This window comes from Nonomuraea sp. NPDC049637, assembly GCF_040675235.1.
Taxonomy (GTDB): Bacteria; Actinomycetota; Actinomycetes; order Streptosporangiales; family Streptosporangiaceae; genus Nonomuraea.
On sequence record NZ_JBFAOM010000025.1, the window covers coordinates 45,976 to 66,729 of the forward strand.

General features: G+C 72.7%; 21 protein-coding genes. 6 read left to right on the forward strand and 15 right to left on the reverse strand.

From position 1 onward, the window contains the following. Nucleotides 1-13: 13 nt before the first annotated feature. The gene (locus AB0J71_RS30125) at nt 14-619 is read left to right on the forward strand and encodes a 4'-phosphopantetheinyl transferase superfamily protein (RefSeq protein ID WP_364417155.1); all 606 of its coding nucleotides are present in this window, start codon (nt 14-16) and stop codon (nt 617-619) included. 79 nt (nt 620-698) lie between these two features. On the opposite strand, the gene AB0J71_RS30130 is transcribed toward AB0J71_RS30125, so the two are convergent. Continuing rightward, on the reverse strand, nt 699-1,199 hold the full coding sequence (locus tag AB0J71_RS30130; protein WP_352321891.1) for a DUF6326 family protein: 501 nt from the start codon (nt 1,197-1,199) through the stop codon (nt 699-701). A 380-nt stretch (nt 1,200-1,579) separates the two neighbouring features. On the opposite strand from AB0J71_RS30130, the gene AB0J71_RS30135 reads away from it, so the two are divergent. After that, complete coding sequence (locus tag AB0J71_RS30135) at nt 1,580-2,254, forward strand: TetR/AcrR family transcriptional regulator (RefSeq protein WP_352321893.1); 675 nt, start codon at nt 1,580-1,582, stop codon at nt 2,252-2,254. A 20-nt stretch (nt 2,255-2,274) separates the two neighbouring features. Here the strand turns inward: AB0J71_RS30135 and AB0J71_RS30140 are convergent, their stop codons facing one another. Next, nucleotides 2,275-3,201, reverse strand: coding sequence for a cation diffusion facilitator family transporter (locus AB0J71_RS30140; RefSeq protein WP_352321895.1), 927 nt, complete (start codon nt 3,199-3,201; stop codon nt 2,275-2,277). Nucleotides 3,202-3,281: 80 nt separating this feature from the next. On the opposite strand from AB0J71_RS30140, the gene AB0J71_RS30145 reads away from it, so the two are divergent. From AB0J71_RS30145 to AB0J71_RS30155, 3 genes are read left to right on the forward strand one after another with little or no spacing between them, the layout of a single operon-like run. Beyond that, the gene (locus AB0J71_RS30145; RefSeq protein ID WP_352321897.1) at nt 3,282-3,740 is read left to right on the forward strand and encodes a MarR family transcriptional regulator; all 459 of its coding nucleotides are present in this window, start codon (nt 3,282-3,284) and stop codon (nt 3,738-3,740) included. A gap of 60 nt (nt 3,741-3,800) precedes the next feature. Beyond that, nucleotides 3,801-4,454, forward strand: coding sequence for an LppX_LprAFG lipoprotein (locus AB0J71_RS30150; protein ID WP_364417157.1), 654 nt, complete (start codon nt 3,801-3,803; stop codon nt 4,452-4,454). A gap of 14 nt (nt 4,455-4,468) precedes the next feature. Continuing rightward, a complete protein-coding gene (locus AB0J71_RS30155) occupies nt 4,469-6,025 on the forward strand; it encodes an MFS transporter (protein ID WP_364417159.1) in 1,557 nt (518 codons plus the stop codon). Nucleotides 6,026-6,049: 24 nt separating this feature from the next. Here AB0J71_RS30155 and aspS read toward each other — a convergent pair whose 3' ends face one another. The 5 genes from aspS to AB0J71_RS30180 all read right to left on the reverse strand — a co-directional run bounded on the left by aspS (nt 6,050) and on the right by AB0J71_RS30180 (nt 11,696). Further along, nucleotides 6,050-7,306 (reverse strand): aspartate--tRNA(Asn) ligase, encoded by a 1,257-nt coding sequence (aspS, locus tag AB0J71_RS30160; RefSeq protein WP_364417161.1) that lies wholly within the window; start codon nt 7,304-7,306, stop codon nt 6,050-6,052. A gap of 273 nt (nt 7,307-7,579) precedes the next feature. After that, nucleotides 7,580-8,971, reverse strand: coding sequence for a ribosome biogenesis GTPase Der (der, locus tag AB0J71_RS30165; RefSeq protein ID WP_352321904.1), 1,392 nt, complete (start codon nt 8,969-8,971; stop codon nt 7,580-7,582). Nucleotides 8,972-9,007: 36 nt separating this feature from the next. Next, a complete protein-coding gene (gene cmk, locus AB0J71_RS30170) occupies nt 9,008-9,664 on the reverse strand; it encodes a (d)CMP kinase (protein WP_352321906.1) in 657 nt (218 codons plus the stop codon). A gap of 54 nt (nt 9,665-9,718) precedes the next feature. After that, nucleotides 9,719-11,077 carry a carotenoid oxygenase family protein gene (locus AB0J71_RS30175; protein WP_352321907.1) on the reverse strand — a complete coding sequence of 453 codons (1,359 nt, stop codon included), beginning with the start codon at nt 11,075-11,077 and terminating at the stop codon, nt 9,719-9,721. Nucleotides 11,078-11,090: 13 nt separating this feature from the next. Continuing rightward, nucleotides 11,091-11,696 carry a TetR/AcrR family transcriptional regulator gene (locus tag AB0J71_RS30180; protein WP_352321909.1) on the reverse strand — a complete coding sequence of 202 codons (606 nt, stop codon included), beginning with the start codon at nt 11,694-11,696 and terminating at the stop codon, nt 11,091-11,093. Between the two features lie 118 nt (nt 11,697-11,814). On the opposite strand from AB0J71_RS30180, the gene AB0J71_RS30185 reads away from it, so the two are divergent. Further along, complete coding sequence (locus AB0J71_RS30185; RefSeq protein WP_352321911.1) at nt 11,815-12,669, forward strand: glycosyltransferase; 855 nt, start codon at nt 11,815-11,817, stop codon at nt 12,667-12,669. Nucleotides 12,670-12,734: 65 nt separating this feature from the next. Here AB0J71_RS30185 and AB0J71_RS30190 read toward each other — a convergent pair whose 3' ends face one another. From AB0J71_RS30190 to AB0J71_RS30225, 8 genes are all read right to left on the reverse strand, one after another. Further along, a complete protein-coding gene (locus AB0J71_RS30190) occupies nt 12,735-13,829 on the reverse strand; it encodes a prephenate dehydrogenase (protein WP_352321913.1) in 1,095 nt (364 codons plus the stop codon). 91 nt (nt 13,830-13,920) lie between these two features. Continuing rightward, nucleotides 13,921-14,280, reverse strand: coding sequence for a chorismate mutase (aroH, locus tag AB0J71_RS30195; protein ID WP_352321915.1), 360 nt, complete (start codon nt 14,278-14,280; stop codon nt 13,921-13,923). A 71-nt stretch (nt 14,281-14,351) separates the two neighbouring features. Beyond that, a complete protein-coding gene (locus AB0J71_RS30200) occupies nt 14,352-16,421 on the reverse strand; it encodes a pseudouridine synthase (RefSeq protein WP_364417163.1) in 2,070 nt (689 codons plus the stop codon). Further along, nucleotides 16,418-16,939: an SMC-Scp complex subunit ScpB gene (scpB, locus tag AB0J71_RS30205; RefSeq protein WP_352321935.1), complete on the reverse strand. Its 522-nt coding sequence runs from the start codon at nt 16,937-16,939 to the stop codon at nt 16,418-16,420. The genes AB0J71_RS30200 and scpB overlap by 4 nt, the downstream gene beginning before the upstream one ends. A gap of 343 nt (nt 16,940-17,282) precedes the next feature. Next, nucleotides 17,283-18,104, reverse strand: coding sequence for a segregation/condensation protein A (locus AB0J71_RS30210; RefSeq protein WP_352321918.1), 822 nt, complete (start codon nt 18,102-18,104; stop codon nt 17,283-17,285). Beyond that, nucleotides 18,101-19,042, reverse strand: a complete 942-nt coding sequence (locus AB0J71_RS30215; protein ID WP_352358210.1) for a ParA family protein — start codon at nt 19,040-19,042, stop codon at nt 18,101-18,103. Before AB0J71_RS30215 ends, AB0J71_RS30210 begins: the two co-directional genes overlap by 4 nt. A 117-nt stretch (nt 19,043-19,159) precedes the next feature. Next, on the reverse strand, nt 19,160-20,065 hold the full coding sequence (locus tag AB0J71_RS30220) for a site-specific tyrosine recombinase XerD (protein ID WP_352321922.1): 906 nt from the start codon (nt 20,063-20,065) through the stop codon (nt 19,160-19,162). A gap of 15 nt (nt 20,066-20,080) precedes the next feature. Continuing rightward, nucleotides 20,081-20,689 carry an NUDIX hydrolase gene (locus AB0J71_RS30225; RefSeq protein ID WP_352321924.1) on the reverse strand — a complete coding sequence of 203 codons (609 nt, stop codon included), beginning with the start codon at nt 20,687-20,689 and terminating at the stop codon, nt 20,081-20,083. Nucleotides 20,690-20,754: the final 65 nt, after the last annotated feature.

Below are 20,754 nucleotides of genomic sequence, written 5' to 3' on the forward strand. Positions count from 1 at the left end.
CGTCCCCCTGGCGATGGGCGGCCGACCCGAAGAGGTGCGCGCCCCCGAGACGTGGCTGACCGAGGCCGAGCGCGAACGCGCCGACCGGTTCGTCTTCCCCGCCGACCGCGCCTGTTTCGTCGCGGCCCACCTGCTCGTACGCCTGTGCGCCGCGGCCGTGCTCGACCTCCCGCCGGAGGGGCTGACCCTGTTGCAGCACTGCGAGGTGCACGGCCCCGGCCACGGCAGGCCGTACCTGCGCGAGGCCCCCGGCCTGGGCGTGAGCTTCAGCCACACCCGCGGCTACGTGTGCGCCGCGGCCGGCCCCGGCCGGGTCGGCGTGGACGCCGAGCACGTGCCGCCGGGCCCGCTGAACGAGGGCCTGGCCGACCACGCGCTCACCCCCGCCGAACGCGCCCTGGTGACCGGCAACGACGACCTGATCCGCCACTGGACCCGTAAGGAAGCCCTGGTCAAACGCGGCGAGCTCACCCTGGACGAGCTGCGCACGACCGGCGTCGACCCGCTCCCGGTCGGTCACCTGCTGGAATGGCGGGCCGCCCCGGACATCAGGGTCGCCGTCGTCACCGACACGCCGGCCGAGCGCGTTCCCGTCCCGTCGTTCCGAGGGCCCGGCTAGGGACCGTTTCTCGGATCAGGTTCGGAGCCGGACGAGCAGGGCGGCCAGGCGGTGGGGCCGTCCTCCGGCAGGCACGCTGTCAGGCCGGGTGCGTGGGCATCCCGCCGGGACGAAGGGCGGCCGCCGCGGGACCGGCCGGGACGGCGGGGGTTCGCGGCCACGTCCAGGCGGAGCGCAGGACGAAGGCCAGGAGCAGCACCTCGATTCCGATGGAGAGGCCGTAGAAGGGGGCCCACTCCCAGGACTCCCCCACCGCGTTGAACACCGAGTAGGGGATGTAGAGCGATGCGACGACGAGGTTCGCAGCGCGGTTCACCCGGGCGGGCAGCGTCATGGAGAGCATCACCATCAGGGCCGGGATCGCCACGGACGCGAGCATCATGGTCAACAACGTCGGGCTGACGTCGAACTCGAAGACGACGCCGGCACGGAGGTTGTCGATGACGCCGGGCTTGTGGAGGTGGAAGTAGTCGACGTAGATGTAGAGGAACATGAAGCTGGTCCATGCGGCGGCGAGCTTGGCGTGCACGGGGACCGACCGGTTGTCGAGCAGGTTCGGGGTTTTCGCTCGGATGGTCATCGGTTCTTCTTTCGGGAGAAGCGGTCCCGCAGCCGGACTGGCGGCAGGGATGTACCGAGGCCGCGCCCACCTGGACGAGCACATCGCCTCGACCGGGCAGCGGTAGCCCGGGCCTCGGCCGACTCGAGCACTGGGGGCAGGCCGTAACGGTGCCGGCCGGCGGCCCGCATCGTCGTCGCCGCGGCCGGACTCGTCCCCGGCATCAGGCGTGCTCCGGCACTCGATCGCTGTTCGGTTCCCACAGCAGCCTCCTCACGTCCGAGCTACGACTCCGGCTGGTTCGTACATCGTACGTCGTACGCTGTACTACAGGTAGTACGCTGTACCATGACCGTGCGCCGGACGATTGTCAAGCCGCTCGAGCGCGCGAGAGGAGACCCGTGTCCGCGAGGGAACAACGCCAGGGGACGTCGGACGCGGCGCTGAGCAGGCAACGGGTGGTGGCCGAGGCGGTCCGGCTCGCCGACCGCGAGGGGGTCCACGGGCTGAGCATGCGCCGGCTGGCCGGCGCGCTCGGCGCGGGCGCGATGTCGCTCTACTACTACGTGGCGAGCAAGGAAGAGTTGCTGGACGCCATGATCGACCTCGTGTTCGAGGAGATCGAGCTCCCGCCCGAAGAGACCGACTGGCAGTCGGCGATGCGACGCCGGGCGGCATCCGCCCGGCAGGTTCTCGCACGCCACCCGTGGGCGATCGGCCTGATGGAGTCGCGGACATCGCCGGGGCCCGCGAACCTCCGCCACCGCGAAGCGGTCACCGCCTGCCTGCGGCGGGCCGGCTTCCCGGTCCTGATGGCGACGCACGCCAACTGGCTGCTCGACAGCTATGTCTACGGTTTCGCCCTGCAGGAAGCCAGCCTGCCGTTCGACACCCCCGACGAGTTCGCGGACATGACCGAGGACGTCTTCCTGCCCCAGCTTCCTGCTGACGAGTTCCCCTACCTCAACGAGTCCGCAGCGGTGCTCGCCGCTGCCGGCTACGACCCGGCGGAGGAGTTCACCTTCGGCCTCGACCTCGTCCTGGCCGCCCTCGAGCGCCTGAGAATGCCTGCGTGAGCCTCCGTCCGGTGACGTCGCTAGCGGCGGCGGGTGGGGGTGGGGTCCAGGAAGACGAGGGTGACGCCGGAGAAGCGGTCGCGCAGCCGCCGGTCGATCTCGTCGCAGGCGATCTCCACGCCCGCCGCGCTCGCCTCGTCCCGGAAGTCGATTTTCGCGGCGACCATGATGGAACCCGGCCCGATCATCATCGTCAGCAGCTCGACCACGTCGTCCACCTCGGGCTGGGCCAGCAGCACCGCGCGGATGCCGACCTCGATCTGCCTGGGGGCGGCCTGGCCGATCAGCAGCGACAGGTTCGACTGGATCAGGATGAGCGCGACCACCAGCAGGAGCAGGCCGATGGCGACCGAGGCCGCGCCGTCCCACAGGGCCGAGCCGGACCACTGCGAGCCGAGCAGCCCGAGCGCCGCGATCACCAGGCCGACCAGCGCGGCGGCGTCCTCGAACAGCACGGCCTTGAGCGCGGTGTCGGACGTGATGCGCACCAGCCGCGTCGGACGCACCTTGTACCTGCCGGCCTCGGCGCGCAACTGCGAGTACGCCTTGGTGAACGAGATGCCCTCGATCACGAACGAGACGGCCAGCACGACGTAGGACGGCGTGAGGTTGCCCAGCTCCTCGCCGTGGCTGATCTCGTGCAGCCCGTGGGTGACGGAGAACCCCGCCCCGCCGACCAGCGTCGCGACCGCCGCCATCATCGCCCAGAAGAACCCCGCCTTGCCGTAGCCGAACGGGTGGCGCTCGTCCGGCGGCTTGCCCGCCCGGCGTACGGAGACCAGCAGCAGCAGCTCGGTCATCGTGTCGGCGGCCGAGTGGGCCGCCTCGGACAACATCGCGGCCGAACCGCCGATCAGCCCCGCGACGAGCTTGGCCAGGGCGATGGTCAGGTTCGCGGCGCCCGCGACCAGCACGGTCGCCAGGCTCTCCCCCGACTTCTCCTCCATCAGATCACTGTACGGCGGCCCTGCGCGGCGGCCCCCCGCAGGTAGCCGCATCGTCGGGGGCGTGCGATAGATTGGGGATCATGAGCGCGCCCCGCTGGCTTTCCCCCGCCGAACAGCGTGCCTGGCGTACGCATCTCGCGCTGCACAAGCTGCTCATGCACCGCCTCGACCGGGAGCTGCAGGAGCACCAGCTCTCGCTGAACGACTACGAGATCCTGGTCAACCTCTCCGAGAGCCCCGAGCGGCGCATGCGGATGAGCGACCTGGCCGACGCCACGATCCAGTCGCGCAGCAGGCTGTCGCACCAGATCTCCCGCATGGAGGCCAAAGGGCTGGTCACCAGGGAAGACTGCCGCGACGACCGGCGCGGCACGTTCGCCGTCCTGACCGACGAGGGCTGGGCCACGATCCAGCGGGTGGCGCCCGACCACGTCGCGAGCGTGCGGGAGCATTTCGTCGACCGGCTCACCGACGACCAGTTGGAGGCGCTGGAGCAGGCGTTCGGGCCCATCGTCGACCATCTGAAGAAGCTGCGCTGAGGCCCAACCGATATCGGCGACGGCTCACCGGCGTTCCCGGGCGCTCGCTACGATCCGCTCATGCTCCGAAAGCTGCTGATCGTTGTCGTGCTCGCGCTGATGCCGGCCTGCTCCGCGGGTGGCGGCGGGGGTGACGAGCTCCCCGCCGGGCCCGACCTGATGAAGAAGTCGTCGGAGGCCATGAAGGCCGTCAGGTCGGCCGGTTTCTCGATCGCCACGGAGGGCAAGCCCCAGGTGCCGCTCAAGAAGGCCGACGGCAGGCTCACCTCGGCGGGCGACGCCGACGGCACGATCACGCTGGAGGTGCTGGGCACCCTGCAGGAGATCACCTTCGCCGTGATCGGCGACACCGTGCACTTCAAGGGGCCGACCGGCGGCTTCCAGACGATGACCAGGCAGCAGCTCGCCCAGTTCTACGACCCGTCGGTGATCCTCAACCCGGCCAAGGGCATCGCGCAGCTGCTCGCCTCGGCGACCGACCCCAGGGTGGAGGCGGTCGAGGACGGCTCGTACCGGGTGGCCACGACGTTCTCCGGGCAGGTCGTCGGGCAGATCGTCCCGGGCGTCACGCAGGGCGTCAACGGCAAGGTCTGGATCGACAAGGCCACCAACCGGCTCACCAAGGCGAGCCTGCCGCTGCAGAACGGCACGGTGACGGTGACGTTCAGCGACTACGACGCGCCGGTCACGATCACGCCGCCCCCGTCCGGATGAGCCGGGTGAGCCGGGTGAGCCGGAACGTCCCGGCGGACCGCGCCCGCCGGGTCGCGCTCGGCGCGGGCGGCGCGGTGGTGCTGCTGGCCGCGCTCGACGCCTACGTGGTCGTGACGGTCCTGATGGACATCGCCCACGACGTCGGCGTGCCGCAGAACCACCTGGAGCGGGTCACGCCGGTCGTCACCGGGTTCCTGCTCGGCTACGTCGCCGCGATGCCGCTGCTCGGCCAGCTCTCCGACCGTCACGGCCGGCGGCCGCTGATCCACGCCTGCCTGGCGGCGTTCGCGCTCGGCTCGGTGCTGACCGCGCTGGCGGCCGGTGAGGCGATGGTGGTGTCGGGCCGTACGATCCAGGGCGTGGCGGGCGGGGCGCTGCTGCCGATCACGATGGCGCTGATCGGCGACCTGTGGGAGGCGCGCGACCGGCCGCTCGCGCTGGGCGCGGTGGGCGCGGCGCAGGAGCTGGGCAGCGCCCTCGGCCCCCTGTACGGCGGCGTGCTGGCGCTGGTCCCGCCGGTCGCCGTCGCGGGCGTGGAGCTGGGCGGCTGGCACGCCATCTTCTGGGTCAACGTGCCCCTCGCCGCCCTGGCCGCCGTCGCCGTACAGCGTACGGTCCCGGCCGGGCCGCCGTCCGGCACGGCCCGCGTCGACGTCGTCGGGGGTGCGCTGCTGGCGCTGGCGCTGGCCCTCCTGGTCGTCGGCCTGTACAACCCCGACCCGGCCACGACCGTGCTGCCGCCGTGGGGGCCGCCGGTGATCGCGGCCGGCGCGGTGGCGGGCGGCGTGTTCGTCTGGTGGGAGATCCGCTCCCCCGTCCGGCTGCTCGACCTGTCGGCCGCCCGCAAGTCACCGCTGCTGGCGACGCTGGGCGTGAGCTTCCTAGCGGGCGCGGCCCTGCTGGTGACGATGGTGTTCGTGCAGTTCGCCGCCCAGACGCTGCTGGACAAGGACGCCCTGGGCGCGGCGCTGGTCCTGGCCCGGTTCCTCGGCGCGCTGGCCGTGGGCGCGCTGCTCGGCGGCGTGCTGGCCCGGCGGGCCGGCGAACGCGCGGTGGCGGTGCCCGGCCTGCTGCTCGCCGCGGCCGGATACTGGCTGATGAGCCGCTGGCCGCTCGACCTGGCCGCAGCGGGCCTGGCCGTGGACGCCGACCTGGTCGTGGCGGGGCTCGGCCTCGGGCTGGTGATCGCGCCGGTCTCGTCGGCGGTCCTGCGGGTGAGCCCGGCCGTCCAGCACGGCGTCGCCTCGGCGGCGGTCGTGGTGGCCAGGATGATGGGCATGCTCGTCGGCGTGGCGGGCGTGTCGGCGTGGGGCTTCCACCGGTTCCAGTCGCTGACCGCCGACCTGGACACGCCGCTGCCGTTCGGCGTGGACGCGCAGACCTACCAGCGGCGGCTGGCCGACTACCTGGCCCAGGTCGATGCCGCCCTGCACGTCGAGTACACCGAGATGTTCCTGCTCACGGCGTTCGTCTGCCTGCTGGGGGCGGCGGTGGCGCTGCTCATGCCCCGCCGCGTTCTGCCGGAGGCGGCGCCCGCCCTCGCGGACGCCGCCCCCGACCCCGAATCCTGACCGCGGATCAGGCGGCGCCGCCGGTCAGGGCGACAGGCGGTGCAGGTCGCGGGGGAAGGCGGTGGTCTGCCGGATGTTGGCGGCGCCGGTCAGCCGGGCCGTCCAGCGTTCCAGGCCGAGCGCGAACCCGCCGTGCGGCGGCATCCCGTACCGGAACGCCTGGAGGTAGCCCTCGTACGGCTCCACGTCCCCGTCCAGGGCCTGGACGTAGTCGTCGTACCGGTGCAGGCGCTGGCCGCCGGTCACCAGCTCCAGGCCCCTGAACAGCAGGTCGAAGCCGTTGGAGTAGCCCGGTCTGGCGGGGTCGGGATGGGTGTAGAACGGCCGCTTGGACATCGGGTAGCCGGTGACGAACAGGAACTCCGACCCGTGCTCGCGCAGCGCCCAGTCCGACAACCACCGTTCCTGGGCCGGTGACAGGTCGGGCTCGTCCTCGCCGGTCAGCCGCTGGGCCTCGGTGAAGTGCACGGCCGGGATCTCGGCGGGCACGGCCGGCAGCACGGCCCCGGCCGCCTCGACGGCTGATCCGGCCCGGCGGCGCACCGACTCGACCATGCCGGCGACGACCTCCCGCAGCACCGCCATCACGTCCCGGTGGTCGGCCACGAACCCCAGCTCGGCGTCGAGGCTGGTGTACTGGGCCAGGTGGCGGACGGTGTCGTGCGGCTCGGCGCGGAAGACCGGCCCGACCTCGTAGACCCGCTCGAACACCCCGACCATCGTCTGCTTGTAGAACTGCGGCGACTGCGCGAGGTAGGCGCGGCGGCCGAAGTAGTCGATGCCGAAGACGTTCGCGCCGGACTCGGTGGCCGAGGCCACGATCTTGGGCGTGTGGATCTCGGTGAACCCGAGGCCGTCCAGCGTCTCGCGGAACCCGGCCACGCTCGCCGCCGAGATCTCCAGCGGCGCCCGCAGCAGCGGATGCCGCAGCGCGACGGGCGCGTGGTCGAGGACCGTCGGCAGCGTCGCGGCCACGACCGGCCGGTAGAGGTCGAACGGCGGCGCCTGCGCGGGCTCGGCCAGGACCTCGATCTCCGGCCCGGTCAGCTCGACCCCGCCGGGAGCCTGCCCGGCCGGGGTCACGGTGCCGGTGACCCGGACGACGCTCTCCTCCGGCGGCAGCTCCCCGTCCGCGCTGACCACCTGGGCCAGCCCGGCACGGTCGCGTACGACCAGGAAGGAGACGGATTTCAGGTGCCGGCGGCGATGGACCCAGCCGGCGATCGTCACTCGTCGGCCGGCGTGCTCAGCGAGCGACGCCGACAGGACACGAGAGATCATTACAGCTCCTCTGCAGGAAATGCATGACCCCTTGGGAGTGCGGGGGAGAAGGGAGCTCCCGGTGCCACCGCACTTTCGCCGCCCCGCGAGGGGCGGCCTCCACGACCCGGTGACGGGGGTCAGCCGGCGGGGCATTTCCTCCCCGCACTCAGGAGTGTCTTCACCAGCGGACACGGGACCGCCTTCACAGCTGCCGGCGGCTCTCTGGGCCCGTGCGGCCCGCTGGCTACTCGTCTCCGTCCACGTGTTGCCGTAGATGATACGGCAACGCCGTTACTTGTCCTTCTTGGGGCGCTTCTCGCGGATCTTCATCGTGACGTCGATCGGCGACCCGGCGAACCCGAACTCCTCACGGATGCGCCGCTCGATGAAGCGCCGGTAGGTGTCCTCCAGCCAGCCGGAGGTGAACAGCACGAACTTGGGCGGCTCGACGGACGCCTGCGTGGCGAACAGGATCTTCGGCTGCTTGCCACCCCGGACGGGCGGCGGCGTCGCGTGCACCAGCTCGGTGAGGAACGCGTTGAGCCGCGCCGTCGGGACCCGGGTGGACCAGGAGTCGAGCGCCTTCTCCAGCGCCGGCACCAGCCGGTCCATGTGGCGGCCGGTCTTGGCGGAGATGTTCACCCGCAGCGCCCACGGGGTGCGCACGAGCTGCCGGTCGATCTCCTTCTCCAGGTAGTAGCGGCGGTCTTCGTCGACGAGGTCCCACTTGTTGAAGGCCACCACCATGGCCCGCCCCGACTCGATCACCAGGCCGATGATCCGCAGGTCCTGCTCGGTGAGCGGCTCGCTGGCGTCGATCAGCACGATCGCCACCTCCGAGCGCTCCAGCGCGGCGCGGGTGCGCATGGCCGCGTAGAAGTCGGCGCCCTGCAGCTCGCGGTCGCGCCGCCGGATGCCGGCGGTGTCGACGAAGCGCCAGGTGCGCCCGCCCAGCTCGATCAGCTCGTCGACCGGGTCGCGGGTGGTGCCCGCCATCGGGTCGACCAGCACCCGCTCCTCCCCCGCCAGCTTGTTGAGCAGCGAGGACTTGCCCACGTTGGGCTTGCCGAGCAGCGCCACGCGGGCCGGGCCGCGCTCGCCGCCGAAGGTCAGCTGCGGCGTCTCGGGCAGCGCGTCGAGCACCACGTCGAGCAGGTCGCCGCTGGAGCGGCCGTGCAGTGCCGAGACCGGGTAGGGCTCGCCCAGCCCGAGCGACCACAGCGCGGCGGCCTCCAGCTCCAGCTGCTGGTTGTCGACCTTGTTGGCGGCCAGCAGCACCGGCTTGCCCGACTGGCGCAGCACCGCGCCCACGATCTCGTCGGCGTCGGTGGCGCCCACGGTGGCGTCGACCACGAACACGATCACGTCGGCCAGCTCGACGGCGACCTGGGCCTGCTCGGCGATGCGCAGGTTCATGCCGGTGGCGTCGGGGTCCCAGCCGCCGGTGTCGACGACGGTGAAGCGGCGGCCGCGCCAGTTGGCGTCGTAGGTGACGCGGTCGCGGGTGACGCCCGGCACGTCTTCCACGACCGCCTCGCGGCGGCCGATGATGCGGTTGACCAGCGTGGACTTGCCCACGTTGGGGCGGCCCACGATGGCCACGACCGGCAGAGGCGTGGTGTCGCCGTGCTCGGTGACTTCCAGCTCGTCGAGGTCAGCCTCGACCCAATCCCCCGTTGACATGGTTGTTCATCCTTAGGTGAGTACCGCACCTGGAGGTCAGGTGCGCTCCTTGACCAGCCTCAGCACCTCCGCGATGACCTCTTCGAGGTTCAGCGCGGTGGTGTCGAGCTCGACGGCGCCATCCGCCATCGAGAGTGGGTCCGTCTTACGTGTCGAGTCCAGGGTGTCACGCCGGGCCATGGCGGCCTGCTGCGCCTCCACCGTGGAGCCGGCCAGCTCGGCGCTCCTGCGGCGGGCGCGGGCCTCGGCGCTGGCCGTCAGGTAGACCTTGACGGGCGCGTCGGGGCAGACGACCTTGCCGATGTCGCGGCCCTCGACCACGATGTCACCGGCGGCGGCGATCTCCCGTTGCAGCGCGACCAGCCGCCTGCGCACCTCGGGGACGGCGGCCACGGCGGAGACCGCGCCGGTCACCTCGGCCTCCCGGATGGGCCCGCCCACGTCGACGCCGTCGACCAGGATCGCGGGGCCCTCGGGGTCGGTGCCGGAGACGATGGACGGCTCGCCGCAACGGGCCGCGATCGCCTCGGGATCGGCCAGGTCGACGCCCTGCCGGAGCATCCACCACGTCATCGCCCGGTACATGGCCCCGGTGTCGAGGTAACGCAGGCCCAGCGCACGGGCGACCCCGCGCGACACGCTCGACTTGCCCGACCCCGAAGGACCGTCCATGGCGACGACCAGACCGGACACGGCCTCTCCCTCTTCACGTGTGTTTCCCCAACCTGAAGAGGCTACCGCCTCCGGTCAGTCCGCGATCCAGCTCCCGTGGAAGCCGAGCGGGACCCTGGCGGGCAGGTGCACGACCGCGACCGGCTCGCCGGTGAAGTCCTGGGCCGACAGGATCACCAGGTCGGCCGCTCCCCTGGCCGGGTCGTTGACGTAGGTGAGCAGGTAGCCGTCGTCCTCGGCGGCGCCGGAGGGCACGAAGACCGGCTCCCCCACGTACGCGCCGCGCCCGAACCGCCGCGCCTCCTGCGTGCCGCGTTCCAGGTCGTGCTTGATGAGCGTGTTGTCGAACGCCTCGTCCGGCAGGTCCTCCAGCTCGGCGGCCGGGTAGATCACGTCGTGCAGGTCGGCGGCGGCAGCGGTGTAGCCGTAGCGGTACGGGCTGCCGGTGCGGCGCTCGTCGATGCGGGGGAACTCCTGGGGACGGTCGTCCAGGCGGGTGGTGGTGACCCGGCCCGCGACGGGGTCGATGCGCCACCGGTCGAGCGTGGGGGCGCCGCCGAGGTCGAGCCGGGCGTCCACGAACCGCTTGGGGTAGCGGACGACGTCCACCACGACCTGGTCGCCGTCGTCGTAGGCGTTGAGGGTGTGGAAGACCCAGCACGGGTCGATCTCCACCCACCGCACGTCGCCGGTCTCGCGGGAGAGCAGGCCGAGCCGGGCGGGCCGGGCGTCGTCCCACGCGTACGGCAGCGGCGCGCCGCGCTCGGCGTGGGCCATGCTGAGCGTGACCGGCAGGTCGTAGATCACGACGTGCCGGCGGGTCAGCGCGAAGTCGTGCAGCATCGGGCGGTCGGCGACCGGGATGTCCCTGACCTGGGCGACCACGCCCTTGGGGTCGATCACGATGTGCTGGTGGTGGTCCCAGCCGGCGAAGTAGGCCATCGCGTGCAGCTCGCCGGTGACCGGGTCGAGGTGGGTGTGGGCGGCGTACCCGCCGGGCAGGCCGCCGACGAAGTCGCACGCGCCGACCGTGTCGAGCTCGTAGCTCAGCTCGTACGGCAGCCCGCCCGCCTCGACGGTCGCGAACGTGCGCCCGGCGATGCCGATGACGTGCGTGTTGGCCGCGAAGTCCATGCCCGCGTGCACCGGGCCCGGCGCCGGCGGCTCGCCCAGCCGGCGGGCCACCTCGGCGTTGCGCACCCACCGGTTGCGGTACCACTCGGCCCGCCCGCCGCGCAGCCGCACGCCGTGGACCATGCCCTCCCCCATGAACAGGTGGGTGGCGGCCGGGTCGTCGAGGCTGAGCGGGTTGGGGCCGTTGCGCAGGTAGCGGCCGTCGAGCTCGGCGGGGATGCGGCCGGTGACCTCCAGGTCGAAGGCCGTGATCTCCTCCGTCGCGGGTGCGAAGCCGTTGCGGAAGGGGGTGCTGGTCATCGTGCGCTTCCTCTCAGGTCAGGAACGGCGTGAGCACGGAGGTGTAGAGCAGCCGGTAGCGCCGCTCCGCCTCGGCGCTGTCGAAGAAGCCGGAGATCTCCAGGCTCACCGCGCCGTGGATCGCCATCCACAGCACGTCGGCTATCTCGCCGGCGGCGGCCCCGCGCAGCCGTCCGGACTCCAGGCAGGCGGCCACGGCCTCGACCAGGATGTCGAAGGTGCGCCGGCCGGCCGCGACCGCGTCGGGGGCGGGCTGGAAGCCGTGCATCGCGTTCTGGAACATGACCCGGTAGTAGTCGGGTTCGTCCAGCGCGTACTCGCGGTAGGCCGCCAGGCCCGCGTGCAGCGCCGGGAGCGGGTCGTCCGGGGCGGGGACGGCCAGCAGGCGCGCCTCCAGCCGGGCGAAGCCCTCCAGCCACAGCGCCTCGCTGAGGCCGTCCTTGCCGCCGAAGAGGGTGTAGATCACCTTCGTGGAGCAGCCGACCTCGCCGGAGATGCGCCGGACGGTGAGCGCCGCCGGGCCCTCGGCGACGAGCAGGTGTTTGGCGGCGTCGAGGATGGCCGTCCTGACCACGCTCTGGCCTTCCTGCTGGGCTTGCCGGTACGCGGTGACCGCCATGTGAGTAACACCGTTTCTTCTCGGTAACGCTGTTACCGACTTTTGTACGCCTCCTGCGTCCCGCCGTCAATCCCGCCGGCGAGGAGTAAGAGCGTCGGCCCAGGTAAGGAGGTCCGGCGTGACGGAGACGAACCGAGCGCGGGTCACGGTCGTGGTGGCCACCAGGGACCGGGTCAGAACGCTGGCCCGGACGATCCCCCGCCACCCGAGGCCGGTGATCCTCGTCGACAACGGCTCGTCCGACGGGACCGCCGGGTTCGTCCGCAAGCACTTCCCCGACGTCCAGGTGGTCGAGGCGGGGGCCAACCTGGGCGCGCCGGGCCGCAACGTCGGCGTGCGCCTGGCCGAGACCCCCTACGTCGCCTTCGCCGACGACGACTCCTGGTGGGCGCCCGGCGCCCTGGAGCTGGCCGCCGACGTGCTGGACGCCCACCCCCGCCTGGCCGTGCTGGGCGCGCGCGTGCTGGTCGGGCCGCAGGAGCGGCTGGACGCGGTCTCACAGGCGATGCGCGACTCCCCGCTCGGCGTCGAGGACGACCTGCCGGGGCCGAGCGTCCTGGGCTTCCTGGCCTGCGGGGCCGTCGTGCGCAGGGAGGCGTTCCTGGAGGCGGGCGGCTTCGACGACGTGATCTTCTTCTTCGGCGAGGAGGAACGGCTGGCCGTTGACCTGGCCGCGCGCGGCTGGGGGCTGGCCTACGTGGACGACGTCGTCGCCCACCATCACCCCTCCCCCGCCCGCGACCCGCGCGGCAGGCAGGCGCTGGCGGCGCGCAACGCCGTGCTGACCGCCGTGCTGCGCCGTCCCTGGCCGGTGGTGGCGCGCCGGTCCCTGGAGGCGCTGCTGGCCGGTCCGGCGGGCCGGGAGGGGCTGCGCACCGCCGTACGGCGGCTGCCCAGGGCCCTGGCCGCCCGGCGCGGCCTGCCGGTCGCCGTGGAACGCGCCCGCCGCAGGCTGGAACGCACGGCCGGCTGACGCCGTGGGCGGCGCGCTCGGCGCCCGCCCGTCACGTCGTGCTCAATGCCCCCGGTCAGCGGACGTCAGGGGACCTGCCAGCCGCGTTCGCGCAGGGCGTCGGCGAGCGGGGCGGCCGCGTCCGGCTGGACCCACAGCTCGGCGATGCCCAGGGGCAGCCCGGGCGCGTGCTCCAGCCGCACGTCCTCGACGTTGACGCCGACCTCGTCGCACACCTGGAACAGCCGCGCGAGCTGCCCGGGACGGTCGCCGATGACCACCTGGACGACCACGTACGCGGGGGCGGGGCCGCCGTGCTTGCCCGGGATGCGCCCGTGCCCGGCGACGCCGCGCTTGAGGAGCTGGGTGAGGTCGCCGCTCGCGGTGCCGTCGCCCTCGGCCAGGGAGCGCAGCGCGGTCGCGGCCTCGGCCAGGTCGCGGGAGACCGCCTCCAGCACCTCGGCGACCGGGGTCGCGTTGCCCGACAGGATGCCGAGCCAGAGCCCGGGGTCGCCGCCCGCGATCCTGGTCACGTCGCGCACCCCCTGCCCGGCCAGGCCGAGCGCGACCTCGGTGGCGTCGGCCAGGCGGGCCGCCACGGCCGAGGCGGCGACGTGGGGGGCGTGCGAGACGACGGCGACCGCGCGGTCGTGCTCCTCCGCGCCCACCTCGACCGGATTGGCGCCGCACAGCTCGACCAGCCTGAGCACCGCCGCCCTGGCGTCGTCGGCGGCCTCGCCGGTCGGGCACAGCGCCCACGGCCGGCCGAGGAACAGGTCGGCCCTGGCCGCCCCCGGCCCGGACTTCTCCCGCCCGGCCAGCGGGTGGGAGGCGACGTAGGTCGTCAGGTCGCAGCCGAGCCGCGCGGCCATGCGGATGGGCTCGGCCTTGACGCTGGCGACGTCGGTGTAGAACCGGGCCACGCCGCGGCTCTGCAGCTTCAGCAGCTCGTCGGCCACGTGCGCCGGGGGCACCGCGATGACCGCCAGGTCGACCTGACCGGCGGGCAGCCGCTCCGGCTCCCACTCCTCGCCCGCGCCCAGTTCCCTGGCCAGCCGCACGGCGCCCGCGTCACGGTCGGCGAGCAGCACCCGCACGTCGTGCTTGCGCAGCGCCAGGGCCGCCGAGGTGCCGATGAGACCGGTGCCGACGACGAGCACGGTACGGAGTTCCGAGGCCATATCGATGTCCTGATTTATCGGGCTAGTGAGAGTGTTGCCTGCCGTGTCCGTCAGGCACGTGCCGCACGACGATCCGGCTCACGCCGGTCGCCTACTGGGCGATGTCCTGCCGCAGCGCCACCGCGCCCCGCAGATACACATGCTGCATCTCTGCCCGCGGACGGTCGGTCTCCACATGCGCCATCAGACGCACCACGCGCGGCAGCGCCCCCGGCACGTCGATCTCGGTGCAGCAGATCAGCGGCACGTCGTGGAAACCCAGCTTGCGCGCGGCGAGTGCGGGGAACTCGGACTTCAGGTCGGGGGTGGCGGTGAACAGCACGCTGATCACATCGTCGGTGGTCAGGCTGTTGCGCTCCATGATCGCCTGGACCAGCTCGGTCGTCCCTTGGATGATCGAGTCGCGGTCGTCGGCGTCCACCTGGATCGCCCCGCGGATCGCCCGCACCATGCGCCCTTATCCCCTTCCATAGCGGGAGAGCCCGTGCGGAGATGCGCACGGGCCCCTGCGTTCCGGCCAGATTACAGCTTCACGGCCGCGTAAAGGTCGCCGACCTCCTTCAGGCTCAGCGCGCGGACCGTGCCGGCCTTGGTGCGGCCCAGCTTCACCGGACCGAACTCGATCCGGGCCAGGTCGATCACCCGGTGACCGGCCTCCTCCAGCATGCGCCGCACGACGTGCTTGCGGCCCTCGTGCAGCACCACCTCGACCAGCGCCTGCTGGCCGTGCTCCTGCACGATGGCGAAGCTGTCGGCCTTGGCGATGCCGTCCTCCAGCTCGATGCCCTGCTTGAGCCTGCGGCCCAGGTCGCGCGGGATCGGCCCCGGCACCTTGGCCCAGTACTTCTTCTGCACCCCGTAGCTCGGGTGCGTCAGCCGGTTGGCCAGCTCGCCGTCGTTGGTGAGCAGCAGCAGGCCCTCGGTCTCGGTGTCGAGCCGGCCGACGTGGAACAGGCGGGGCGCCAGCTCCTCGACGTAGTCGGCCAGGCACGGACGGCCCTGCGGGTCGTCCATGGTGGACACGACGCCGATCGGCTTGTTGAGGGCGTAGTAGACGAGGTCGGGGGCGGTCGGGATGCGCTTGCCGTCGACGTGGATGACCTGGGTGGCGGGGTCGACCTTGGCGCCGAACCGGCGCACGACCTGGCCGTTGACCGTGACGCGGCCGTCGCCGATCATCTCCTCGCAGGCGCGCCTGCTGGCCACGCCCGCCTGGGCGAGCACCTTCTGCAGCCGCACGCCGTCGGGCACCTCGGTGGTGTCGCGCTCGTCGGTGTAGTCGTCGTCGTAGAAGGCACGGTCGCGCAGCGGCTGGCGGGCGGCCTTGACGCGCCTGGCCTGGGGGCTCTCGGAGCCGGCCGGACGCCGTCCGCCGCCGAGCGTCTGCACGTCGTCGCGCCTCGGGGTACGCGGCTGCTGCCCACGGGGGTTGTCCTCGCGCCTGCCGAAACGGGCGCGGGTGGTGCCGGCGGAGCCGGACCTGGGGGCGTCGTCCCTGCGTCCGCCGCGGTCGGCACGGAAGCCGCCGCGCTCCTGACGCTCGCCGTCGCCGCCACGCACGGGACGCCCGCCGCTGCGGGAACCGGCGTATCCGCCGCGCTCGCCACCGGCCTGACCGCCGCGCTCACCGCGCCGGTCGCCGCCGTAGCCGCCACGGCCCGCGGAGGACCCGCCACGGTCGCCGGAGTAGCCACCCCGCTCGCCGGAGTAGCCGCCGCGGTCACCCGAGAAGCCACCGCGCTCGCCGGAGTATCCGCCGCGCTCGCCACCGGCCTGACCGCCGCGCTCGCCGCGCCGGTCGGCGCCGTAGCCGCCGCGCCGGTCGTCGCCGAACCTGCCCCGGTCGCCGGACCGGGAAGCCCCGCCGAAGCCCTCGCCACGCGGCCGGTCCCCGCCCTCACGGCGCGGACGCTCGAACCCGCCCTCACGGCGGGGACGGTCGAACCCGCCCTCACGGCGCGGACGGTCGAAACGGTCGCCGCGCGGGCCGCGGTCACCGCGGTCGTCACGGGGACGGTCGTCACGGAAGCGGTCGCCACCGGCGGGCCGGTCGGCGCGCTGGTAACGGCCGTCGCGGTCGTCACGCGCCGGACGGTCCGCCCGGTCGCCGCGCGAGTAGCCGTCACGGTCGCCGCGCGGGTAGCCGTCGCGGTCGCCGCCGGAACGGCCGAAGCGGTCGCCACCGGACGCGGGACGCCCCGAACGGTCACCACCGAAGCCAGGGCGACCCGAACGGTCACCACCGAAGCCGGGACGACCCGAACGGTCGCCGCCGAAGTCAGGGCGGCCGGAGCGCTCGCCGCCGGAGCGCCCGAAGCGGTCGCCGCCGGAGGCGGGACGGCCGGAGCGCTCGCCGCCGCGAGAGCCGAAGTCCTGGCGGGGGCGGTCGTCGCGGTCGCCGAAGCGGGCGCGGGCGCCGCCGCGGTCGGCGCGAAGGGAGTCGCGGCGGGGGTCGGCCCCGCCGAAGCCGCCGCCGGAGCCGTCGCGGCGGTTGTCGTCGGAGCGGAAGGCGGGACGCCCGCCGCGGCCGGAGCCGCCGGTACGTCCACGACCGCGTCCATCACCGGACGGGGTGCTGCGCCTGTTGATCACTTTGTTGTCTCCTCGAGGTTCTCCACGTCGTCGGGGAGGAAGGGGGCGAGCTCGGGAAGCTCGCTCAGATCCCGTAGTCCCAGACGTTCCAGGAAGTATGAGCTTGTCCGGTAGAGCACTGCCTGGCTCTCCGGGTCGGTGCCGGCCTCCTCGACCAGCCCCCTGGCGACGAGCGTCCGCATGACGCCGTCGCTGTTGACGCCGCGCACGGCGGCGACACGGGCGCGGCTCACCGGTTGCCGGTAGGCCACGACCGCGAGGGTCTCCAGCGCGGCCTGGGTCAGCCGCGTCTGCTGGCCGTCGCGGACGAACCGCTCGACCAGCGCCGCGCAGTCGGCCCGCGTGTAGAAACGCCAGCCACCCGCGACTTCCCGCAGATCAAAACCCCGCCCGGCGGCCGTATATTCCGCCGCCAGCCTCCTGAGCGACGCCGCGACCTCGTGGGTGGGGCGCTCCAGCACCTGGGCCAGCGTGATCTCGGCGACGGGCTCGTCGACGACCATCAGGATGGCCTCCAGCGCCGCCTCAAGAGCGGGCCCCTCCGCCTGGACGTCGTCCTCCGGGGTGTCCTGCTGGTCTTCCTCCGGGTCGGCAGCGGTGTCCGAGGGCCACTCGGGGCCCGCGGAAGGCGACTCGGGAAACGAAGACCCGGCGGACGGCGACTCGGGCGACGGCGAGGGCTCCGGCGACGGCGAGGGCGAGGGCTCCGGCGGCGTGACCGGCAGGTCGGGGCCGGCGGGCAGGGCGGACGCCTCCTCCGGGGAGGCCGGCTGGACGAGGGAGCCCGGGAGGGTCATCCAGGCGGGCAGCGGCGACCCCGAGTCGGGGGCCTTGCGGGGGCCCGGCAGGGGGTTGGGGTTGTCAGTCATTCGATGGTTTCTCCGCGGATTCCTCGTAGTCGTCCCCCACCGCGACGTCGCCGTCGTCGGCGCCCGTCCAGGTCACATGGAGCTCTCCCAGCGCCTCGACCTGCTCGAACGTCACCGCGGACTCCCGGAACAGCTCCAGCACGGCCAGGAAGCGGGCGATGACCTCGAAGGTGCCCTCGCAGTCGGCCGTCAGCGCGCGGAAGGTGGCCCGGCGCAGCCTGCGCAGGTGCATGACCAGGATGGCCGCCTGCTCCTTGACGCTGGCCAGCGGCTGGTAGATGTGGCCGACGCTGACGGTGGGCGGCAGCTTCGGGGTGAACGCCTTGGCCGCGATGCGGGCGAGCTGCTCGGGCCCGATGCCGAGGATGAGCTCGGGCAGCAGGTTGGCGAACTGCGGCTCCAGCGACACCGTGCGGGGGAAACGCAGGCTCTCCTCGGCCATCCGCCCCGCGAAGACCTTCGCGACCTCCTTGTACGCCTTGTACTGCAGCAACCGGGCGAACAGCAGGTCTCTGGCCTCCAGGAGCGCGAGGTCCTCTTCGTCCTCCACCTCGCCGGACGGCAGCAGCCGGGCCGCCTTCAGGTCGAGCAGCGTGGCCGCGACCAGCAGGAAGTGGCTGGTCTGGTCGAGGTCCCACTCCGGGCCCCTGGACCGGATGTAGGCGATGAACTCGTCGGTGACCTTGGAGAGCGAGACCTCGGTGATGTCGAGCTTGTGCTTGGCGATCAGGCCGAGGAGCAGGTCGAAGGGGCCTTCGAAGACGTCCAGGTGTACCTGGAAGCCTTGGGGGGCCTCGGTCTGCTCTGCGGTCACCTGGCCATTGTCGCAGGAGCCGGCCAGCGCGAGAGCACCTCGCGGGCCAGTTCGCGGTAGGCGTTGGCGCCCAGGGACGACGGGTCGAAGGTGGTGATCGGCTCGCCGGCGACGGTGGCGTCGGGGAAGCGGACCGTACGGTTGATCACCGTGTGGAACACCTTGTCGCCGAACGCCTCCACCACGCGGGCCAGCACCTCGCGGCCGTGCAGGGTACGGGCGTCGTACATGGTGGCGAGCAGGCCCTCGATCTCGAGGTCTTCGTTGAGCCGCTCCTGGACCTTGGAGATGGTGTCCATGAGCAGCGCGACGCCGCGCAGCGCGAAGAACTCGCACTCCAGCGGCACCATGACGCCGTGGGCGCAGGTCAGCGCGTTGATGGTGAGCAGGCCGAGCGACGGCTGGCAGTCGATGAGGCAGACGTCGTAGTGCGGCAGCAGCGGCTTGATCACCCGGCCGAGCACCTGCTCGCGGGCGACCTCGGTGACGAGCTGCACTTCGGCGGCCGACAGGTCGATGTTGCTGGGCAGCAGGTCGAGGCCCTCGACGCCGGTCTCCAGCAGGACGTCCTCGGCGGTGACGCCGCGGTCCATCAGCAGGTTGTAGACGGTCAGGTCGAGCTGGAGCGGGTTGATGCCCAGGCCGACCGAGAGCGCGCCCTGCGGGTCGAAGTCGACCAGCAGCACCTTCAGCCCGCACTCGACCAGCGCCGCGCCCAGGTTGATGGTGGTGGTCGTCTTGCCGACGCCGCCCTTCTGGTTGACCATCGCGACCACTCGCGCCGGGCCGTGCACCTGCGGCGGGACCGGTTCAGGGAACACCGGCCGCGGGCGCTGGGTGGGGCCCAGGTTGACGCCGTTGGAAGGCGCGTTGGTCTTGGTGTCACCCCAGGGGTTGTCGGGGGTCCCCGGGGTCGAACCCTTGGTCGTCACAGTCACCAGCTCGAACCTCCCTGACGATCCCGAACCGGACCGTCCGGACGGACACTATGGCGTCACCACTAAACGCGGCAAGGCGGCACGCCGGGGCACCGCGCACGCGCAAAAGACTATAGATCACTGCCGGGCGCGCGGGTGCGCCGCGGCGTAGACCTCACGGAGTTTGTCGACCGTCACCAGGGTGTAGACCTGCGTGGTCGTGACGGAGGCGTGACCGAGCAGCTCCTGGACCACCCGGACGTCCGCGCCGCCGTCGAGCAGGTGGGTGGCGAAGGAGTGGCGCAGGACGTGCGGGCTGATGCCGGCCAGGCCGGCGCGTTCGGCCGCGGCCTGGAGCACTTCCCAGGCTCCCTGCCTGGTCAGCCGGCCACCGCGGGCGTTGAGGAAGACCGCGGGGGTACCGCGGCCGTGGGCCAGCAGGCCGGGCCTGGCGCGGACGAGGTAGGCGTCGAGCGCCGAGCGGGCGTAGCGGCCGAGCGGGACGACGCGGGTGCGGCCGCCCTTGCCGCGCAGCCGCACCTGGTCGGGTTCGAGGTCGTCCACGGCCAGGCCGACGGCTTCGGAGATGCGGGCGCCGGTGCCGTACAGGACCTCCAGCAGGGCGCGGTTGCGCAGGGTGAGCGGGGCGCCGTCGGGGCCGGAGGCGGCGATGAGGCGTTCGACCTCGTCGACGGCGATCGCCTTGGGCAGCCTGCGGAGCTGGCGCGGCGGGCGTACCTCGTGGGCGGGGTCGTGGGCCGTGACGCCTTCGCGCAGGGCGAACCGGTGGAGCCCCCGTACGGCCGAGACGGCCCGCGCGGCCGAGCTGGCCACGAGGGCGGGATGCTCCCGGTCGCCCTCGCGCAGCGCGGCGAGGAAGGCCTGGACGTCGGCCTCCCCCACCTCGTCGAGCTTCAGCCGCCCGCGCGCCTGCAGATGTTCGAAGTATCGCCGCAGGTCACGGCGGTAGGACGCGAGCGTGTTGGCAGCCAGGCCCCGCTCCACCGCCAGATGGGCGAGGTAGCTGGAGAGCACCGCCTCCACGACATGGTCCTTCCGTCACGCCTCCGGGGCGTCGGCGGGGCGCAACAGGGCGAATCCCTCAACCGAAGCCGCATATGCGGCGAGGATACCGGCCACGGCCGGGGAATTGTGGATCATTCCCATGAGCGCCTTCTCGACCGCGTCGGACAGCGGCACCCATTCGACCGGCATGCCGATCTCCTCGTGCCGGTGGACGAAGGTGTTCTCCTCGTCGGGGATCCTGCTCAGGCCGCGGGCGAGGAAGACCCTGATCCGCTCGTCGGTCATGCCGGGAGAGGAGCGCAGGTCGACCAGGGTGTGCCAGGTGTCGGCGCGGTAGCCGGCCTCCTCGGCGAGCTCGCGGGCCGCGGTGTCGGCGAGCGGTTCGCCCGCCACGTCGCGGATGCCGGCCGGCAGTTCCCACATGAGCTGCCGGGTGGGGTGGCGGTACTGCCTGATCATCAGGACGCGGTCGCGGTCGTCGAGCGCGAGCACGGCGACCGAGCCGGGGTGGACGACGTAGTCGCGGTCGGCGACCTCGTCCTGGGGCATCCTGACCGTGTCGGTGACGACCTTGATCACGTACCCCTGGAAGTGTTCCTTGGACGCGACGACGTCCCACGCCTCGGGCGTGTCTCTGATCATGGCCGCACTCGCTTCCGGTCCTCCGTGGTCACGCAGGCTACCGCCTCCGGGCCGAGGCTCGCCGC